The sequence below is a fragment of the Vagococcus salmoninarum genome (assembly GCF_003987495.1).
GTDB lineage: Bacteria > Bacillota > Bacilli > Lactobacillales > Vagococcaceae > Vagococcus_D > Vagococcus_D salmoninarum.
The window spans coordinates 1-16,911 of record NZ_NGJU01000002.1 but is presented as its reverse complement, the minus strand read 5'-3'; the positions used below and the strand labels follow the sequence as shown (position 1 = coordinate 16,911).

24 protein-coding genes are annotated in these 16,911 nt (G+C 35.5%); 17 read left to right on the top strand and 7 right to left on the bottom strand.

The features are described from left to right. Positions 1–102 precede the first annotated feature (102 nt). From CBF35_RS01745 to CBF35_RS01730, 4 genes are all read right to left on the bottom strand, one after another. Positions 103–666 carry a LysM peptidoglycan-binding domain-containing protein gene (locus tag CBF35_RS01745; protein ID WP_211345283.1) on the bottom strand — a complete coding sequence of 188 codons (564 nt, stop codon included), beginning with the start codon at positions 664–666 and terminating at the stop codon, positions 103–105. 80 nt (positions 667–746) lie between these two features. Further along, positions 747–1,031 (bottom strand): type II toxin-antitoxin system RelE family toxin, encoded by a 285-nt coding sequence (locus CBF35_RS01740; protein ID WP_126778161.1) that lies wholly within the window; start codon positions 1,029–1,031, stop codon positions 747–749. Further along, positions 1,028–1,249 carry a type II toxin-antitoxin system RelB family antitoxin gene (gene relB, locus CBF35_RS01735; RefSeq protein WP_126778160.1) on the bottom strand — a complete coding sequence of 74 codons (222 nt, stop codon included), beginning with the start codon at positions 1,247–1,249 and terminating at the stop codon, positions 1,028–1,030. The genes CBF35_RS01740 and relB overlap by 4 nt, the downstream gene beginning before the upstream one ends. Before the next feature lie 304 nt (positions 1,250–1,553). Continuing rightward, the gene (locus CBF35_RS01730) at positions 1,554–1,790 is read right to left on the bottom strand and encodes a hypothetical protein (protein WP_126778159.1); all 237 of its coding nucleotides are present in this window, start codon (positions 1,788–1,790) and stop codon (positions 1,554–1,556) included. 242 nt (positions 1,791–2,032) lie between these two features. Here CBF35_RS01730 and CBF35_RS01725 point away from each other — a divergent pair, with 242 nt between their 5' ends. The 15 genes from CBF35_RS01725 (at position 2,033) to CBF35_RS01660 (ending at position 11,822) form a co-directional block, all read left to right on the top strand. Continuing rightward, complete coding sequence (locus CBF35_RS01725; RefSeq protein ID WP_126778158.1) at positions 2,033–2,716, top strand: hypothetical protein; 684 nt, start codon at positions 2,033–2,035, stop codon at positions 2,714–2,716. Between the two features lie 16 nt (positions 2,717–2,732). Further along, on the top strand, positions 2,733–3,368 hold the full coding sequence (locus CBF35_RS01720; protein ID WP_126778157.1) for a hypothetical protein: 636 nt from the start codon (positions 2,733–2,735) through the stop codon (positions 3,366–3,368). Between the two features lie 149 nt (positions 3,369–3,517). Continuing rightward, a complete protein-coding gene (locus CBF35_RS14985; RefSeq protein WP_244922550.1) occupies positions 3,518–4,177 on the top strand; it encodes an SNIPE associated domain-containing protein in 660 nt (219 codons plus the stop codon). Further along, complete coding sequence (locus CBF35_RS14980) at positions 4,178–4,837, top strand: GIY-YIG nuclease family protein (RefSeq protein ID WP_244922549.1); 660 nt, start codon at positions 4,178–4,180, stop codon at positions 4,835–4,837. Positions 4,838–4,986: 149 nt separating this feature from the next. Next, a complete protein-coding gene (locus tag CBF35_RS01710) occupies positions 4,987–5,442 on the top strand; it encodes a TM2 domain-containing protein (RefSeq protein WP_126778156.1) in 456 nt (151 codons plus the stop codon). Between the two features lie 207 nt (positions 5,443–5,649). Next, a complete protein-coding gene (locus CBF35_RS01705) occupies positions 5,650–6,561 on the top strand; it encodes a hypothetical protein (protein ID WP_126778155.1) in 912 nt (303 codons plus the stop codon). A 140-nt stretch (positions 6,562–6,701) separates the two neighbouring features. Beyond that, a complete protein-coding gene (locus CBF35_RS01700) occupies positions 6,702–6,944 on the top strand; it encodes a hypothetical protein (protein ID WP_126778154.1) in 243 nt (80 codons plus the stop codon). A 136-nt stretch (positions 6,945–7,080) separates the two neighbouring features. After that, positions 7,081–7,530, top strand: coding sequence for a hypothetical protein (locus CBF35_RS01695; protein ID WP_126778153.1), 450 nt, complete (start codon positions 7,081–7,083; stop codon positions 7,528–7,530). Between the two features lie 94 nt (positions 7,531–7,624). Further along, on the top strand, positions 7,625–7,861 hold the full coding sequence (locus CBF35_RS01690; RefSeq protein WP_126778152.1) for a hypothetical protein: 237 nt from the start codon (positions 7,625–7,627) through the stop codon (positions 7,859–7,861). A gap of 112 nt (positions 7,862–7,973) precedes the next feature. Further along, positions 7,974–8,327, top strand: coding sequence for a DUF2500 domain-containing protein (locus CBF35_RS01685; protein WP_126778151.1), 354 nt, complete (start codon positions 7,974–7,976; stop codon positions 8,325–8,327). A gap of 22 nt (positions 8,328–8,349) precedes the next feature. Further along, complete coding sequence (locus tag CBF35_RS01680) at positions 8,350–8,778, top strand: GNAT family N-acetyltransferase (protein WP_126778150.1); 429 nt, start codon at positions 8,350–8,352, stop codon at positions 8,776–8,778. A gap of 78 nt (positions 8,779–8,856) precedes the next feature. Beyond that, positions 8,857–9,168 (top strand): hypothetical protein, encoded by a 312-nt coding sequence (locus CBF35_RS01675; protein WP_126778149.1) that lies wholly within the window; start codon positions 8,857–8,859, stop codon positions 9,166–9,168. A 133-nt stretch (positions 9,169–9,301) separates the two neighbouring features. Beyond that, entirely contained in the window at positions 9,302–10,273 is a 972-nt protein-coding gene (locus tag CBF35_RS01670; RefSeq protein ID WP_170174682.1) for an ABC transporter ATP-binding protein, read from the top strand. After that, entirely contained in the window at positions 10,266–11,051 is a 786-nt protein-coding gene (locus CBF35_RS01665) for an ABC-2 family transporter protein (RefSeq protein ID WP_170174681.1), read from the top strand. The genes CBF35_RS01670 and CBF35_RS01665 overlap by 8 nt, the downstream gene beginning before the upstream one ends. After that, on the top strand, positions 11,052–11,822 hold the full coding sequence (locus CBF35_RS01660) for an ABC-2 family transporter protein (protein WP_126778146.1): 771 nt from the start codon (positions 11,052–11,054) through the stop codon (positions 11,820–11,822). A 30-nt stretch (positions 11,823–11,852) separates the two neighbouring features. Here CBF35_RS01660 and CBF35_RS01655 read toward each other — a convergent pair whose 3' ends face one another. From CBF35_RS01655 to CBF35_RS01645, 3 genes are read right to left on the bottom strand one after another with little or no spacing between them, the layout of a single operon-like run. After that, complete coding sequence (locus tag CBF35_RS01655; RefSeq protein ID WP_126778145.1) at positions 11,853–12,470, bottom strand: hypothetical protein; 618 nt, start codon at positions 12,468–12,470, stop codon at positions 11,853–11,855. Between the two features lie 10 nt (positions 12,471–12,480). Further along, the gene (locus tag CBF35_RS01650) at positions 12,481–13,182 is read right to left on the bottom strand and encodes a cell division ATP-binding protein FtsE (RefSeq protein ID WP_126778144.1); all 702 of its coding nucleotides are present in this window, start codon (positions 13,180–13,182) and stop codon (positions 12,481–12,483) included. Positions 13,183–13,229: 47 nt separating this feature from the next. Further along, positions 13,230–14,420: a GNAT family N-acetyltransferase gene (locus tag CBF35_RS01645; protein ID WP_170174680.1), complete on the bottom strand. Its 1,191-nt coding sequence runs from the start codon at positions 14,418–14,420 to the stop codon at positions 13,230–13,232. A 312-nt stretch (positions 14,421–14,732) separates the two neighbouring features. Between CBF35_RS01645 and CBF35_RS01640 the strand changes: the two genes are divergently transcribed. Together CBF35_RS01640 and CBF35_RS01635 are read left to right on the top strand one after the other, a co-directional pair. Beyond that, entirely contained in the window at positions 14,733–16,073 is a 1,341-nt protein-coding gene (locus CBF35_RS01640) for an FAD-dependent oxidoreductase (RefSeq protein WP_126778142.1), read from the top strand. Between the two features lie 111 nt (positions 16,074–16,184). Next, the gene (locus tag CBF35_RS01635; RefSeq protein WP_170174679.1) at positions 16,185–16,820 is read left to right on the top strand and encodes an HAD family hydrolase; all 636 of its coding nucleotides are present in this window, start codon (positions 16,185–16,187) and stop codon (positions 16,818–16,820) included. Positions 16,821–16,911 lie beyond the last annotated feature (91 nt).

The following is a 16,911-nucleotide window of genomic DNA, read 5'->3' as shown; positions in this document are numbered from 1 at the left end:
CAAAAGCTTAGTCAAAAACCCAATGGTAATTTAGTCACTTCCAAACAAAAAAACTAAAATAACCGCCCCTCTTAACTTAGATTGAAAGGAGCGGTTATTTAGTTAATGTTTGACGACGTATTGGCGGTTAGCAGTTAATAGAAAGTTGCTTTGAGTAATTAAACGAGGAATGCCACTAGCAGAGTGTTTGATGCCACGGATCACAAAAATTGTTCCCGCATTGTAAGTTCCACCAACATGTCCACCAGTAAACCCAACATCATTGATTCCATAGAGGCCTGCCCTTACTAATAAACGAACCCGTTGAGGATTAGTTGTGTAATAATTTTGGCTTAAATTGGCTTGGGGTGATTGACTGGAGCTACCGCTAGTGACTCGCAAGCGTTGACCAATAACAATCGTGTCAGAAGTCAAGTTATTCCAAGTTTTAATCTGATTAACCGTTGAACCATAACGACGGGATAAGCTATATAAAGTATCGCCTCTAACAACTGTATGAAAGGTTGCGGAACTACTGGACCCACTAGGCGTTGGAACTGCTTGAGCAGGTGCTGCACTAAGCTTTCGATTAATGATGGCTTCGGCTAATTTTCGGGCCAAACTATCCATATTACCAATTGTTTTTTGTCGATCACCACTATTAGTTATAAAGCCTAATTCAAGCAAACGATAAGAAATTCCTCGATTGGCTGCAGTATTTAAGTTATACAAATTGTTACGGTAAGAAAAACCATTAGTACTTGCGACTAGTCTTTACCTTCATAAACATCTTTGCGATGGCCGATTGTTAAAATTAAAATGGTGATTAATTGATCATCAATATTAGCAATAATACGGTAGTCTCCCACGCGATAACGCCATTCACCGCTGCGGTTACCCACCAACCCTTTGCCGATTGCTCGAGGATCATCTGAACCTTCTAAATGTTTGCCAATCCAAGAAACTAATAATCGGGCTTGAAAACGATCCATTTTTTTTAACTGTTTTTGAGCTACCCGTTCGTATCTGACTCGATAATTTTGAGAACTCATAGATCAAGTTCCTTTAACATTTCAGCATGTGAGATACTTGTATCTTTTACTTGATGTTCCGTCATTAACCTACGATACGTTGCTAAGTCCACTTGATTTTCAAGGTTTTCCAAGATATTCTTACGAGCTAATTCAGATAAAGATAAACCATGTAATTCAGCCATACTCTGCATAAATTGTTTTTCTTCTTCTGATACTCTAAACGTCACTGTACTCATAGAACTCACTCCTTTTTTTTATTGTAACACAATTGTGTACAATATCAAATAAAAAGACCACCTGCTTTTGCGACCAGTCTTATTGAAAGGAGTTGTAGCTGTTCCACACTTCTACACACTAATAGTATATCACGATATCCGTACTATTCCCCTTAAAAATCCCTCAAATTTCCCTTAAGGTAGTTATTTTTTAAAATCAACTTACTAATAGTGAACAAAAACCTATGCTAAAATAGTTGTGTGTAATTAGGTAAAAGATGATGGCACTACGACTTACGGCTTGGTTGTCCCTTATCTCTACGCATTAAAATGCTAGAATAACGGATAGACTTTTTACAAAAGGAGTAAGCGTGACCGTATTTGAAGCCATATCACTAATAATAGCTTTTGCTACATTAGTGATGCTGATAACGACGCGAAACAACAAAAAATAATCATCTTGATCAGCTAGTTCTCGTTTCGATAAAGCTATCTCTAAGCGGTACCTTTCGACATTTTCAGCAATCACTACTTTTAAGAGACGTTCCCCTAGTGGAATCATTTTCTTCACTCCTTTTAGTTTATGGTACCTTAGTTAAAAATGAGACTCAGCAACTTTAAACCAAGGGGATTGTTAAAAATTACTAGTTCTTTAAATTTAGCAAGGATACTATCACATATCCATCTATTTATTTTTTGCTATAATAATTAAGATGCGTTCAAAGCTTTCAAGATTGATCTTGTCCTTAACGATACTACTTCAAATTTTTAGTTCGTCCTTGGCAAGATTGGAGGTTAACTTCAATGATACAACGGATCTACCAGTTAAGGCTAGCCAGTCTCATTATTTTATTGACGGGCTGTACAGCTAATTCAAATACTCATGCTCCACGTTCAAGTGATCCACTGCCTGCTCTTGAAACAACTGAACAGAGTACTGTCACATCCTTACTGGAACCAGTTATATTAAGTCGTCCTGGTGACTCGCAACGTAACCGCTATGACGAATCAATTGATACTCTAGCGCTCCATTATGATCTTAATCAAAGTTTTGAACTAATGCCAGATGTTGCCCTAGAGATTGATTCAGTGAACGTTATTACGACTTCAAATCTCAAACCTGCTTTGTTAGATGGTAATGAAGAGCTCAAGCCCTTTATTCATAATGACAGCTATCGAGCATTAGTTTTCACTACTAATATCGTCAATAGTTCAAAATACACCTTTTATTTTAAAGGTTTTCAAGAGATGATACTTAGCCAAAATAATCAACCACTCCCAACAATATCGCCTTTAACCCTTCCCCATAATCAGTTAAGCTTACCACAAACGACGATACCACTAACTTTTTTTGAAACCCACTTAGACCCAAAAACTCCCGAAATATTGGAAGTATTAACCGTGACTACTTTCCCACTAGAAACCAAGACAGAAGAAAAAATTAGCCCTGAGATAACTTTCGTTTTGCAATTAGTGAACTTGCCTTAAATGGAAAGAGGTTCTCATGAAAAAATACAAGAGTATCATCATATTAACAGTAATAATCATTGGCCTTACAGCCTGTAAAATAAAGACGACTGAAAATCACCAACAAGCTTTACCTAGCCTTCCTCAAAATCAAATTCAAGTAAGCACAACTGAGCCGTTTCCTGATTTCTTACCAACACCGGAACCACTTTCAAAAAGAGTGATCAAACAAAGCTCACCAAATCAAACTGTCGAAATTTACGAAGACTTTTCTTTAACAATTAACCAAATCAAAATTATCGAAGAAGAAATGCCTGCCAGCTATATAGAAACCGCCCCCTACCTTGTACCCTTCTTTAAGGATCACCATTTTTATTATTTGGAACTAACTGTAATTGTTGTTAACAATCGGGAAGAAAGTATCTTTCATCCAGGTTTTGAGTACGTTGTCACAGACCAACGGCAACAGATCCCAATTTTTCATGAAGCTGGTCAAGTCAAATGGCCAAGCACATTTCAACCAGGAACTTCGACTACGATCAACGAGTATCATCTAAGACTTTTGCCAAACAACTTGGAAGAATTGACAAAATTTATCTTTTGGACTCCTTATAATGGCTATAGTGAAATTGATCTAAAAGTTGAGCCGGTAGCTATTGAAATCAGGATTTAAAAAACGGCGAGCCAACTATTTTAATTAATACAAGAGTGACAATAGATATCTCGTACCTAGATTTCCCGGTTTTGGAGGTTGGACTATGAAGTGATATAATAGCCCAAAAGTACTTAATACTAAAAAAGAAAATTGGAGGTATCAGTTTTATGGCTATACTAGATATATTTAAGATTAAAAACTTAAAAAAAGAAATCGAGAATCTTTCAAAAGAAAATAGTTACTTAAAAAAAGAGAATAAAAAAGTGTTATCGATTGAGCAAATGAGCATTATTGAACTAGTTAATGAAAGTAATAATAAGGAAACAGAAATCGCCAAGCAAACCCAGAAAATGAATGATTTGATTGCCTTAGAGGTCCTCTCTACTGACAAAATCAATGAATTAAATAGTAAAATTAGTAAACTTAGAAACGAAATTACTACCCTAGATGATGAAATAGATATGGAAAGTTATGGACTCTATCGTCCGCGGTATGATTTCGCTACATCGACTGGTTATAAAGAACGTTTAGTTGAAGTGAGAAAGAATCAAAAGAAGCTTATTAAAGATAAAACTGCTCTTCTATTTAATGCTAATTGGACTGTTGATGGTACCAAATCTAAAGGTCGTAAAATGAATAATGATAATATGAAGATGGTTTTACGAGCATTTAACAACGAATGTGAAGCTGCTATTAATAAAGTTAAATATAGTAACTTGGAAGTTATTTATAAACGAATTGAGAAATCTTTCACACAAATAAACAATCTAAATGCTACAAATAAAATCGAAATTACTAATCATTACTTAGAACTTAAGTATGATTAATTGCACCTTGCCTTTGAATTTGAAAATAAAAAACAAGAGGAAAAAGAAATATTAAGAGAGCAAAGAGAACGTGAACGGGAAGAGAAAGCGCTACTTAAAGAAGTTTTCGCTAAGAAAAAAGTCCTTGATAAAGAAATTACTCACCTAGATAATATGATTGCTGAGCTAACAATTAAAGTAAGTTTAACGGATGAAGGTGATAAGGAAGCTATTCTATCGCAAATTTCTGAACTAAAAAGTAAACGAAATGACCATCAAAACTCAATTGAGGATTTAGATTATCGCGCTGCTCATGCTAGTGCTGGTTATGTGTATATTATTTCAAATATTGGATCTTTTGGTCAGAATGTTATCAAAATTGGGGTTACAAGACGTATTGATCCCCTAGACCGCATTGCTGAATTGAGCAGTGCTTCCGTCCCTTTTAAATTTGATGTTCATGCCCTGATTTTCAGTTATGAAGCTTATGATTTGGAACGTCAGTTACATCAAAAATTTGAAAAACAACGAATTAATAAAATTAATTCACGTAAAGAATTTTTTAAAATATCTGTTGAAGAACTTGAACGTGAGTTATTAGAATACAAAGACTTAACGATTACTTTTGATAAAGTACCTAAAGCTAGTGAGTATCGAGAAACTAAGAAAATAGATGTCTGAAGCTTAGCTAATTCTCTTCATAATAATACGGCTGAGTTTTAAGTGTATAATCACCATAGTAAATTCTATTAAGCTTATTGCATTAGTTACCAAGTCTTTAGCAAAAATAACCATAAAATAAATTTAATCTCAATCGGAGGAATTAACTAATGTCAAAAATCATCAAATTAGAAGAAGAGTACGTAGTTATCGCCACTCAAAATGAAAGTATTGTTAGAGCCAGATACGAATGGTTAAACTTTAGACCAAAAGTTGGCGATCAAGTTGAAGTCTTTGAAGACGGTGACGAACTTATTGTCTATCAATCCACGGACTCTTCCACAAGAGAAGATCAAATAAATATTAATATTGTAAATGAAAACACCCAACACCAAGCTAACTACGCTTACACTCAAACAGGGAAATTCATTAACAAATGGCTATACATTCTAGTTGCGTTGTTTCTAGGAGGTTTTGGAATCCACAAATTTATGGTTGGTCAAACTGGGGCTGGCGTGATGTATTTATTGTTTTGTTGGACCGGAATCCCAGCTTTAATTGCCTTTTTTTCAGCTATTGGCGCAATCTTTAAAGCAGCGGACATCAACGGCAATATAATCATTTAAAAAATAATTGACAGTGTTACAAAAGAACCTGTCTTCAAAATGGAAAGTTAATTTTGAAGGCTGTTTCTTTTGATAAAAACGCTTTCCAAAAAAATATAGAATATGTTACACTAACTTTATTAATAAACTATTGTTGTCACCTCTATAAACTCCCCCTCCCCTCAACCACTTAGTCGTCATCGGGTCCTACTATAGGAGAGTGAATACATGAAAAAGAAATATCTGATATTAATTAGTTTAATCGCTACAAGTGCTTGTACAAGAACTACAGGCAGCCAAGTCACCACAGCCCCCTTAAAAACCAGTACCGCTACCTCTCAATCGGCTACTACCCTCACTTCTGAAACACTAACTGAGTCTCTTGACGAAAGTTTCCCCTACCAAGTCAACCTTGAGGATTTCGCACAGGATATCACACTAGATAATGGCACTAAACAAACTACTTACTACTTAACTTTCACCACATCACAAAAAAATGAACATCATCAAATCGTCATAAATACAAAAGATTTAAATGACGAAGGCCATGGGATTTATCTGTACTCAAATGATGACCAACTCTTTCACCCAATTCGCATAACAACTATTCCAACTAAAAAACTTAATTTGATTAGCGATAATGGACAATTACGACAAGTTAACGTTAATACCGCTGTAACAGTTATGGCTACTGATGAGAGCGATTCATCAGAATTCATTGGAGATACCTACTATTTATTTTACAATGATTTAAATAAGATTTCTTTAGCCACCCGGGACTTCACTAATAGATCTCAAAGCTTAAACAACGATGACGTTAAGATGGTTGAGTACCTTCAAGCAAGCTTAACTAATTCTAGTGAAAGTAATTATGAGCAGCCGGCTAATCATCTCCAATCAAATGATGACATCCAGAGTAACAATAGTTCTGAAAGTAAAAAGAGCTATTTTGATGTCATTTATACAGCATGGCGTCAGCAAAAAGATTATCGTGATTCAATTGAAGACCCTGAGATCAAACAATCTTTGCAAACTGCCCATTCTGCGGCGATTATGGAAGCTACTCGTTTAGAACTGACTTATCCCGAAGACATTGACTTGATTCAAGAAAGTTTACAAAAAGTTCTGGCTAATGATTAATTGGTTGAGTTTCAGACATCTTTCAGAGAATGTTTCTCCTTGAATAATTCAAACTAGTTTATTAGACATTCTGTCAATATTGTCACTTAAAAAGGATGATATCGAGGTATAATGAAAAGAAATGACAAAGGAGTCTTTCGATGAAAAATAAACTGACTTTCTCATTAGCTTTTGCTCTGCCTTTGAGCCTGGTAATTTCTTTAGTTTTAATTGGTTGTTGTGTTTTATTTTATGCCCTTTACCCTACTACCCTCTTTGAATTTATTTTATGGAAAATAATTGCCTTGTCTTCTCAGCCTTGGCTGATGTTTAGTAGCTTTTTAGTTGTTTATTGGCTGACTAGTTGGGGAATCTTACTTGTTAGAAAGCACCCTTCAAAATAACTTTTATGTTAACGAATAAGTGGACTTGCTAGTACCTACCAAACTTAGATTCTTTCTTTTATATTTTAAGCATGTATGTTATCATAAAACCTGCCTAAAAAGTTTAAGAAATAATTTGATTGAAAGGTTTCTTTCCATGAAAAAACAACTGATAATTTTAACGAGTCTTTTAATGATCCCCTTAGCGCTTTGGGGACTGACCTTATTAAGTCCGCCAAAGACTAATAAGTCTCTGCCATTAGTGTCAACAGCTCAATCTAGTGAAGACGCTGCTTCTTTACGACTAGAATTAACTGAGGTAGACGATACAAGGATTCATTTTTTGTTAATTAATGACTCCACTGTCACTTATAGCTATATCATGACTGATCAGAAGCTTGACGTATTAATCGGCGAAGCTTGGCAAGAGACAGCGAAGCGTAAAACTGCGAACTACATTGCCGCACCTATTTCTGCGAAGAGTTCTTCAGAATTTAGTGTACCTCTCCCTGAAGAGCAGTACCAAAGGCGTCCTCTTCGACTGACTCTTCATCTCATTGATGAGCAAGGAAATACGACTTACTTAAAGTGTCAATTTGAGTTATAGTCACTTATCTTTAGGGGAAACTTACAGTCTCTTTATCTGGGCTACATCTTGCTTCGTTATAATCAAACTATCTTAAAAGGAAAGGTTGATTACTATGTTTAAAAAAATAATATACGCAAGTTTAGTAGTTGTCAGTTTAGTTACTATTATCGGACTAAAAGGCAACATTGGAAAATCTGAGGTTCCTAGAGACAATCAAATTAGCAATGGAGCCAAAGCAAACAATAAGGACTCTTTAACAAATGAAGAGGAGCTAATTATTGAAGATGCCTCTGGTCACCAGTTTAATGGTGCTGCTGGTGACAACGAAGATTTAGACGTTTTTGAATAAACATTAGCCTTAGCAAAAATGGTTATGACATGAGTCATGACCATTTTTGTTAATCTTCTTTTCTAATAACTTTCTGGTATAATTAAGTATCTAAATCTAAGGAGTGAAATCAATGTTTTTTGATATTTTTTATCTGATTCCTATTGTAATCTTTACACTGATTGCCGGTGTAATTATCTTTAAAATTATTAGTGGAATTTCAACTTGGGTCACAAATAACAACTCAGAAAAAATCACCACTTCAGGGCGAATTGTTGCAAAAAGAACAAACGTCGACCATTCATCAGATATGAATACTAATAGTTCTCATTCTACAACGACTTATTACATTACTTTTGAATTACAGTCTGGTCACCGTCAAGAATTTCAAATAAAAACTAAAGATTATGCCTTGTTAGCTGAACAAGATTTAGGAACGTTAACGTATCAAGGGACGCGCTTTTTAAGTTTTGACCGCGGCTTTTAATAATTAAGAGGAGGAAAGACTGATGAAAATAATTGACTACCCCTTAATGGAGAATATCCAAACCCTTATGAAGATGTTAGAAGAACATCACCAGGCAGTCTTAAAAGAAATCCCTGTTTATGACTCTCAACCAGTCTCGTTTGCCGCCTATGACAAGGGTGTTTATTTAGGTGGACTAACTGGTAAAATTGTCTGGAATCATCTTCATATCGACATGTTAGCCGTTACTAGCAACTTACGTCATAGCGGTGTCGGCACTGCTTTAATGGCTCGCGCTGAAAATTTAGCCCTATCTCATGACCGTCAATTGATTATTATTGAAACGATCAATTGGCAAGCCCCTGGGTTTTATCAAAAAATGGGCTATAGTGTTTTTGGTGAAGTTAAAGACATCCCAGTAGCTAACTCCCATAAAATCTACTTAGTTAAATACTTACCTGCAAGTCTCTGACAACAGTGTCACTTATCATTATGAGACGACGTGGTATACTTTAGATAGTCTAAAACAACTTACTCGAGGAGTGTTACGATGAAAAAAGCTATTTTAATTTACGGTCCAACTCCCATTCTCTTTGGTATTGGTAATAATAAAAAGTTAGTTAAAGCCGTTCAAACTAAAATTAATGAGGAAGGCTTACATTGGGAGTTTGATTTTGATTCAACAGAATCCGACCCTGAGGCCATTCTAAAGCAAGGCAATGCATTAATTGTAGTTTTACCAACCCTTGAGCTGACATTTGATAAGTCACTCTTACCGCAAGATCAGTTACTCCAATTAAGTTCTCTAGAATATCACCAAAATGATATTTCCCGGATTATTGCTTTTATGAAAAAGAATTAGTAATTGTTAATTAATTAACTGGAACAGCTGACCTAGGTTGGCTGTTTTTTGTTCGTATTAATTATTAAGCTTGTACTTTTAATTTGCTCCTCATACAATGAAAGCATCACATCACTTAGTTAGGAGGAATTCGATGATTGACTGTCGTAATTTAAGTTATGCTTACCGTTCTTTTGATAAAGGGGCTGGTTTAATCGGGACGTTGAAAGATTTCCGTAAACGCCAATACAAAGATATCAAAGCTCTTGACCAGATAAATTTAATGATTAACAAAGGTGATATTATCGGTTTATTAGGACCAAATGGCGCAGGTAAAACGACTTTAATTAAACTAATGACTGGGATATTAGCACCGACAGAAGGCTCACTAACTTGTGGCGGTCATCAGCCTTTTCAAAGAGAACATCCCTACTTACGTTCGATTGGCTTATTGTTAGGTCAAAAAAGTCAATTGCTTTGGGATTTACCGCCTGAAGAAACCTTGAAAATGTTACAAGTCATTTATCGCATTCCTCTTCCAGCATATCAGCAGCGTTTAGAACAGATGCTCAGCCTCTTAAACATTCAAGGAAAACGCTACACCCCTACTAGAAAACTCTCCCTTGGCGAACGAGTCAAATTTGAATTAATTTGCGCCTTAATTCATCAACCTCAGATTCTCTTTCTCGACGAACCGACAATTGGTTTAGATATTACTAGTCAGCGAGTCATACATCAATTTTTATTAGAAATCAACCAATCCTTTGACACAACAATTGTGTTAACGAGTCATTATTTAAAAGACATTGAAGGTTTAACAAACCGAGTAGCTATTCTGTTAAAAGGACAATTAGCCTTAGATACGTCCATCCCCGCTTTAAAGAAGGAGCATCAGCAAGCTGAGCGGATTGTGATTGATTTTCAACTTGGCAGTCGCCCCTTTTCCATCCCTCAGCCCCCTTCTATTCCCCTAACACCGACGTCAGTTGAACTTTTAGCCACTGATTACCATAGCCATTATGAGGCCCTAAACTTAGCTAATATTACTAATATCAACCATGTCAGCCCCTCAATTGAAGAGATTATCTTTCAGATTTTTAATGAGGCAGGTTCTGATCATGACTAAATACTTAATTATTATGTTAATGGAAGTTCAAAGAAGTTTCCTTTATAAATTTGATTTTCTCGTAGGACTTTTAAGCCAAGGCTTAATTTTAATCACCACCCTCTTTCTTTGGCGAAGTATTTATCAAAGTAGCGCCTTAACAGCGCAGATTCCTTATCAGCAAGGGGAACTTCTGCAATATTTAATCATCGCTAATTTTTTAGCCTTACTTTTTAGTTTTAATCATTTGTTGCGTTTAAGTCAGCTCATTAAAAGTGGCAAACTAACGATGATTCTTAGTCGCCCAATTAGTCTCTTAGCAGAGTCATTTGCCGTTTATTTAGGCAATCGCCTAATTGTTGTGATTGCTTTAAGTAGTTTGATTGTAGTCGGTCAAAGTCACTACTCTAGCTTAAGTCCTTATTATTGGTTTTTTCTGCTTGTTTATTTATTTACGAGTGTCACGATGTTCTTCTTATTGCTTTCTTTAATTAGCACTTTAAGTTTTTGGGTGATTCAAATGTGGCCATTACGTCCCTTGTTAAACGGTTTTTACTTATTGTTAGGGGGCTTATATTTCCCTTTAGACTTATTGCCAGAGCCCCTCTACCAGTTTTTAAAACAGAGCCCTTTTGCATTAGCCGGTCACTTATTAACTAAATCACTCCAAGGCTTGCTGCCTTTTGAGGAGCTGATTCACAGTATCGGGGTTGCTAGTCTTTGGTCGGTAGTTTTATACGTTAGTTACCGTGCCAGTTTAAAAGCTGGTCTGAAACGCTTTGAAGGAGTGGGTCATTAAATGTTAAAGTTGTACTCTAAACTACTGTCACAGAGCTTTCAAGAATTATTAATGTATCGATTAACAGGCGTTACTAGTGTAGTATTTGGTTTGCTCTTCTTTAGTATTGAGCTATTAACTGGCTGGTTACTATTTAGTTACACTGACAGTATTATTGGCTGGTCTCGGACTGATTATTTTTTACTCATTATAACTGGAACTTTAATCACCAACGGTTATCAAATGTTTTTTTCCGTCGCCCACGAAAATTTAGCTTTCGATATTTTAGAAGGCAATTTAGACTATATTTTTGTCCGACCGGTTAACTCTTTTTGGTTTTACAGTTTTTTTAGATTTGATTTTGCAAGCTTAATTAATTTCATCGTCGTTTTAAGCGGCTTGTTATTAATGTTTCAACAGCTAACTGTGACTTGGGGAGCCATGCTGCTCTACTTTATATGGCTCTTAGGGAGCTGTTGGTTTTTATTTTTAATGAATCATTTAGTTGTCATGGTGACTTTTTGGTATGAGCGTTCCACTAAAATTCTGGGCCTACCAGAATATGTGACGGATATGACAACTCGACCAAAAGTTATCTTCCCCCAAGGCCTAGCTTTTATCTTAACTTGGCTCAGTCCTTTTCTTATTGCCATTAATGGGCCAGTAGAAGTTCTTAAAGGTCAGTTTTCATATTGGCAGCTTGGCTTTTTCGCCTGTTATTTACTAATTTTAACTAGAATGTGTTTTATCATATGGAAGAAAGGCTTAAAAAAATACCAATCAACAAATTAAAAAGCCAAAAGTCAGGAGCACTTTTGGCTTTTAGGCAGTTGTATTAATTTTTTTCTTTAACCAATAATAGTAACAAATGAGGGAAGCTGGCATCAAGACTAACCACAAACTAATAAAAGTTAAGCTAGTTTTGATGATGTGAGGAAAGTTTTCCCTAGCTAATAGGAACGTTTGTTTTAAAGTTTTGGCAGTTAAACTAAACAGCCAGAAGCTAAGACTGCCACTACAGAAAAAAATAAGAGGCATCATCATAAATTTTTCCATTAAGATTTCTTGACTTAATTGAAGGGAAGTCCGGCCCAGCAGGAGTTTAGTTAAATGCTCACTCTTTTTTAAGATAAGTTCTTGTTTTAACTCAATCAAAGCCGTTGTTAGACCATAAAGAATTATGATTAGAGTTAAGCTAAAGAGGGAAAATAAACCCGCTCCTAGTAACAAAAGTAACATCGGTGACGTATTAACTTCTTGAAGGTCAAAATGTTTAGCAGTTAAGGCTTTCTCATATTGATTGATTCCGATTAAATAAGTAGTTAACAAACCTAAGTACAAACTAATGAACGTAAAGCCAGCTAGTTTCAAGTCATTTAAACAATAAGCGAGCCAATTATTTTTTCTTAAATCCCAGCTACTAGTAATTAAGGCAGTCACTGTTTTAGTATTAATTCTCTTTTTCAGAATCGTAATAACCTCCTTGGTCAGCGATCCGAAGGACTTGTCCAGCAGCTAATTCAATCACTGGATGTTGGTAATTATTAACTAGCTTAACGTCATGACTAGCCATAATAATCGTAGTTCCTTGCTGGTTTAAGTTTTCTAGAAGGCTCATAATCCGCAGACTATTTTTCTCGTCGATATTTGCTGTCGGTTCGTCAGCAATCAATAAGTCTGGTTCAGTAATCACTCCCCTGCCAATTGCCACCCGTTGCTGTTCCCCACCGAAAATTTCCCTAGGAGAGTGCTGGCTCAGTTCTGCTATGCCTAAATCCCTCATAACTTTTTTGATTTTCGTCGTAATCTCTTCCTTATCAAGGCCACGTCCGATTAAAGGATAGGCAAGATTATCAAACACAGTCAAGTCAGCTAATAAACGAAAATCTTGATAAATAATCCCAATGTCTTGGCGATAATTTGCTAGCTGGTCGTGATTAACCTTTGATCTTGGTTTGAATTGCTCATTTAAAACTGTAAACTCACCTTCAGTCGGAGGGATTTCTGAGCTAAGAAGTTTTAACAAACTTGACTTGCCTGCCCCACTTTTACCAATAATAAAATAAAAATCACCTTTTTGAACATTAAAAGAGACATCCTTTAATGAGAAGGAGTCCTGGTACCGTAGACTAACATGTTTAAATTTAATCATTTTTCAGTGACTCCTTTCACTTGTTTACATAATTTTTTTATCGACAACTAAAAGAAATCATGTAAACCTAAATGTGTTTCTTTGAGGCTATTTAAAAATTGACTGCCCTCTTCGATGTCATTAATCTTTAAACGCTCCAATAAGACTAGGTTAGAGACTGCAGTGCTTTTAAGCAAGACTTGCGCCCATGTTTTAATGTCCGCTACTAAATGATTTTTTGAAACTAGATCAGTATCGATTAACTCAGCCTGAGCTTGGCCAGCTTTAATTGTAATTTCCCAAGTTCCATGATTCCAAGAACTATACTCGTCACTGACTCCAAGGTAGAAACGCTGTGAACCCGTTACATTAAAACTCATCTTTTCAATTAAACCTTTAAAAGAAATAATTTTAACCATCATACTTGGGATAAGAGTTTGTTTAACTTCTTTATTATTCGTAGCTACTAAGGGAAGTAATGCCCCTAAGTCTTTTTTAAAACGGAAAGTCTTAAAAGTCGGTTGATGTGAGGCAATAAAGCCTAAAATTTTATTTAAACCTGACTGATTAAGGTAAACAATTTCAATTATTTCCATTTCAGTTTTAGTCATTTGGTAAATCAGATAGCCATTAGGACAGTTATTATCATCGTAACTGATTGCTAAAAGCTCCTCTGTTTGATATTTAAAGCTTAAGTCCCACCACCAGTCTTCCCGAATCAAGCTACCATCATCTTTTTGCAACGTCTGCCGGTAGAGCTCTTTTAAAATACTTTGAACGTTGGCTTGGGTCTTGTCACTCCGACGAATTGATCCAGTTTTTTCAAATGGTAATTGAGCAATCTCTTTTTGCTGAATGACCGTTTCTTGCAAATAAAAGATAACTTCGTAGCCGTATTTCCGATAAAATTCTTGGTTAAAAGGATTTAAGTAAGATAAAACCGTTTGATTATTTTTTAAATCTTCAAAAATCCCAGTAAATAACTGATTAATACTGCCTGTCCCCCGGTAATCAGGATACGTTGCCACATTGCCGATACCGGCCATTTTAAGCTCTTTGCCAGCTAAATTAACTTGATATGGCAAGACTAAGACTTGACTAGCTAACAGGTCGCCATCAAAAATCCCCCAATTAGTAGTGTGTTGTAATAGTTCCTGATTTTTAGCGATGTCTTCTTTTGAAGGGACAGCATTAAAAGCGTAAGCACTGAGAGCAATACTTTTTTCAAATTCAGGTGTCTCGGTAAATTTTTTAAGCAATTTCGCCACCTCTTTCTTACTTTATATTGTACAATTTATCGAAAGAAAAGACAAAAGTTAAAAAAAATCAGAAGTTTTTTGTACAAATATGTCTTTTTCATTAATATGAACATGTGAATTTTTCATTTGTGAAAAATAATACTTTGAGAAACTGAACATTGAACCTTGTTAAAATAAGCTAGAATATCATAAGTTTGTGAATGTTTACTCTTTAAAAAAACATACCTATTTCACAAGCATCAAACTGTTATTTAAAGCTGTACCCATGTTAAATTAAGACTGTACTAAAAAAATATTAGGAGGAATTAATTTATGAAAGTTATCGTCGTTGGCTGTACTCATGCTGGGACTTCAGCAGTCAAGAATATTTTGAAAGAGGCGCCCGGTGCCCAAGTAACAATCTACGAAAGAAATGATAATGTCTCGTTCTTATCATGTGGAATCGCTCTTTACGTTGGTGGAGTTGTAAAAGATTCAGATAGTCTTTTCTATTCAAACCCTGAGGAGTTAGCAAGTCTTGGTGCTAGTGTCAATATGGAACATGATGTGTTAAATATTGATACAGACAATAAAACTGTATCTGTTCGCAACTTACAAACAAACGAAGTCTTAGAAGACTCTTACGATAAATTAGTTATGACTACTGGCTCTTGGCCCTTAACACCGCCAATCCCAGGTATTAAGCAAGAAAACATTTTGTTATGTAAAAACTTCAATCAAGCGAAAGAAATCATTGCTAAAGCCGATGATGCTAAGAAAATCGCGATTGTTGGAGCTGGTTACATTGGCATTGAACTAGTGGAAGCATTTGAAATGTCAGGCAAAGATGTGACATTAATCGATGGTTTAGATCGAATTTTAAATAAATATTTGGACCCTGAATTTACTAATGTTCTCGAAGATAAATTAGTTGAAAGAGGGATTAAACTCGCTCTTAACCAACAAGTTTCCGAATTTATAGGAGAAGATAACAAGGTAACTCACGTTAAAACAAGTCAACAAACAATTGAGGCTGATTTAGTTATTTTATGTATCGGTTTCCGACCAATGACAGACTTATTAGCCGATAAAGTCGATCGTTTACCGAATGGTGCGATTATCGTTGATGAATACATGAGAACAAGTAATTTAGACATCTTTGCTGGTGGAGATAGTGCAGTTGTTCACTACAACCCAACAAACAGTCACTCATACATTCCTCTAGCAACTAACGCTGTTCGTCAAGGCTTATTAATCGGTCGAAACATCGTTGAACCGACTTTAGCTTACCGTGGTACTCAAGGAACTTCTGGCTTACACTTGTTTGGTGTTAACATTGGTTCTACAGGGGTTACTGAAGAAAGTGCCAAAGTCTTAGGTTTAAATGTTAAGGCAACTTACATGGAAGATAACTATCGTCCAGAATTTATGCCGACGACAGAAAACGTCCAAATGAAACTAGTATTTGAAGCAGATAGCCATGTTATTCTTGGTGCTCAACTAATGTCTAAGTATGACATTACTCAATCGGCTAACACGTTGTCATTAGCCATTCAAAATAAAATGACTGTTGAAGATTTAGCAATTAGCGACTTCTTCTTCCAACCTTATTTTGATAGACCTTGGAACTACTTGAACTTACTTGCTCAAAAAGCCATGGATGAAAATAGATAATAAAAAATTAAAAACAAAACCTTGTTAGGTTTTGTTTTTTTTGAGCATTCTTTTAAAAGTTAATTAACCCCTCATGGTATGATAGGAGTAATTGATTTAGGAGGGATTTCCATGATTAAAACCATCTTTTTTGATTTTGATGGAGTGATTACGGTTGATGCTAAAGGTTCTTTGAGCTTTGCGAACTATATTGTTAGTCAAACTGGCATTGATAAAACACTTTTTTTAGAAAAATACCGAGGGTTCGGCCAAAGATTATTAACTGGGGAAGTTAATCACCTAGATATTTGGTCAGATTTAAACAAGGCTTTGAATGCTGACTTACCTGTGTCCTTAATTGAGGAAGCTTTTATTGCTACCCCCATTAACGAAGAGATGATCGCTTTAATTAAAGAGCTGAAAACTAGTGGCTATAAAATCGGCTTAATTACTGATAATAAAGCTGATCGAATGAAAACACTCTTTGATCACCATCAATGGCAAGAGCTGTTTGATGTTTTAGGTATTTCTGCTCATGTCGGCAGTCGTAAAAATCAACCTGAGATCTACCACTATGTCTTAAATGAAGCTGGCGTTCAACCAGAAGAGGCAGTTTTTATCGACAATACACTGAAAAATCTTGAGATTCCTAAGGAAATTGGCTTTCAAACGATTTTCTTTGATAATCAAGGTCAAGATGTTCCTTTACTAAAAAACGAATTAGAAAAACTGGCTCTACGTCAAATTGTGTGGATGGCTAAAATTTAGTCGAATAAATAGTTACTTAGGCAGCTTCATCAGAAATGGTGAAGTTGCTTTTTTGTGTCACTTTAAAACTGATTAGAATGCGGTGTTTAAA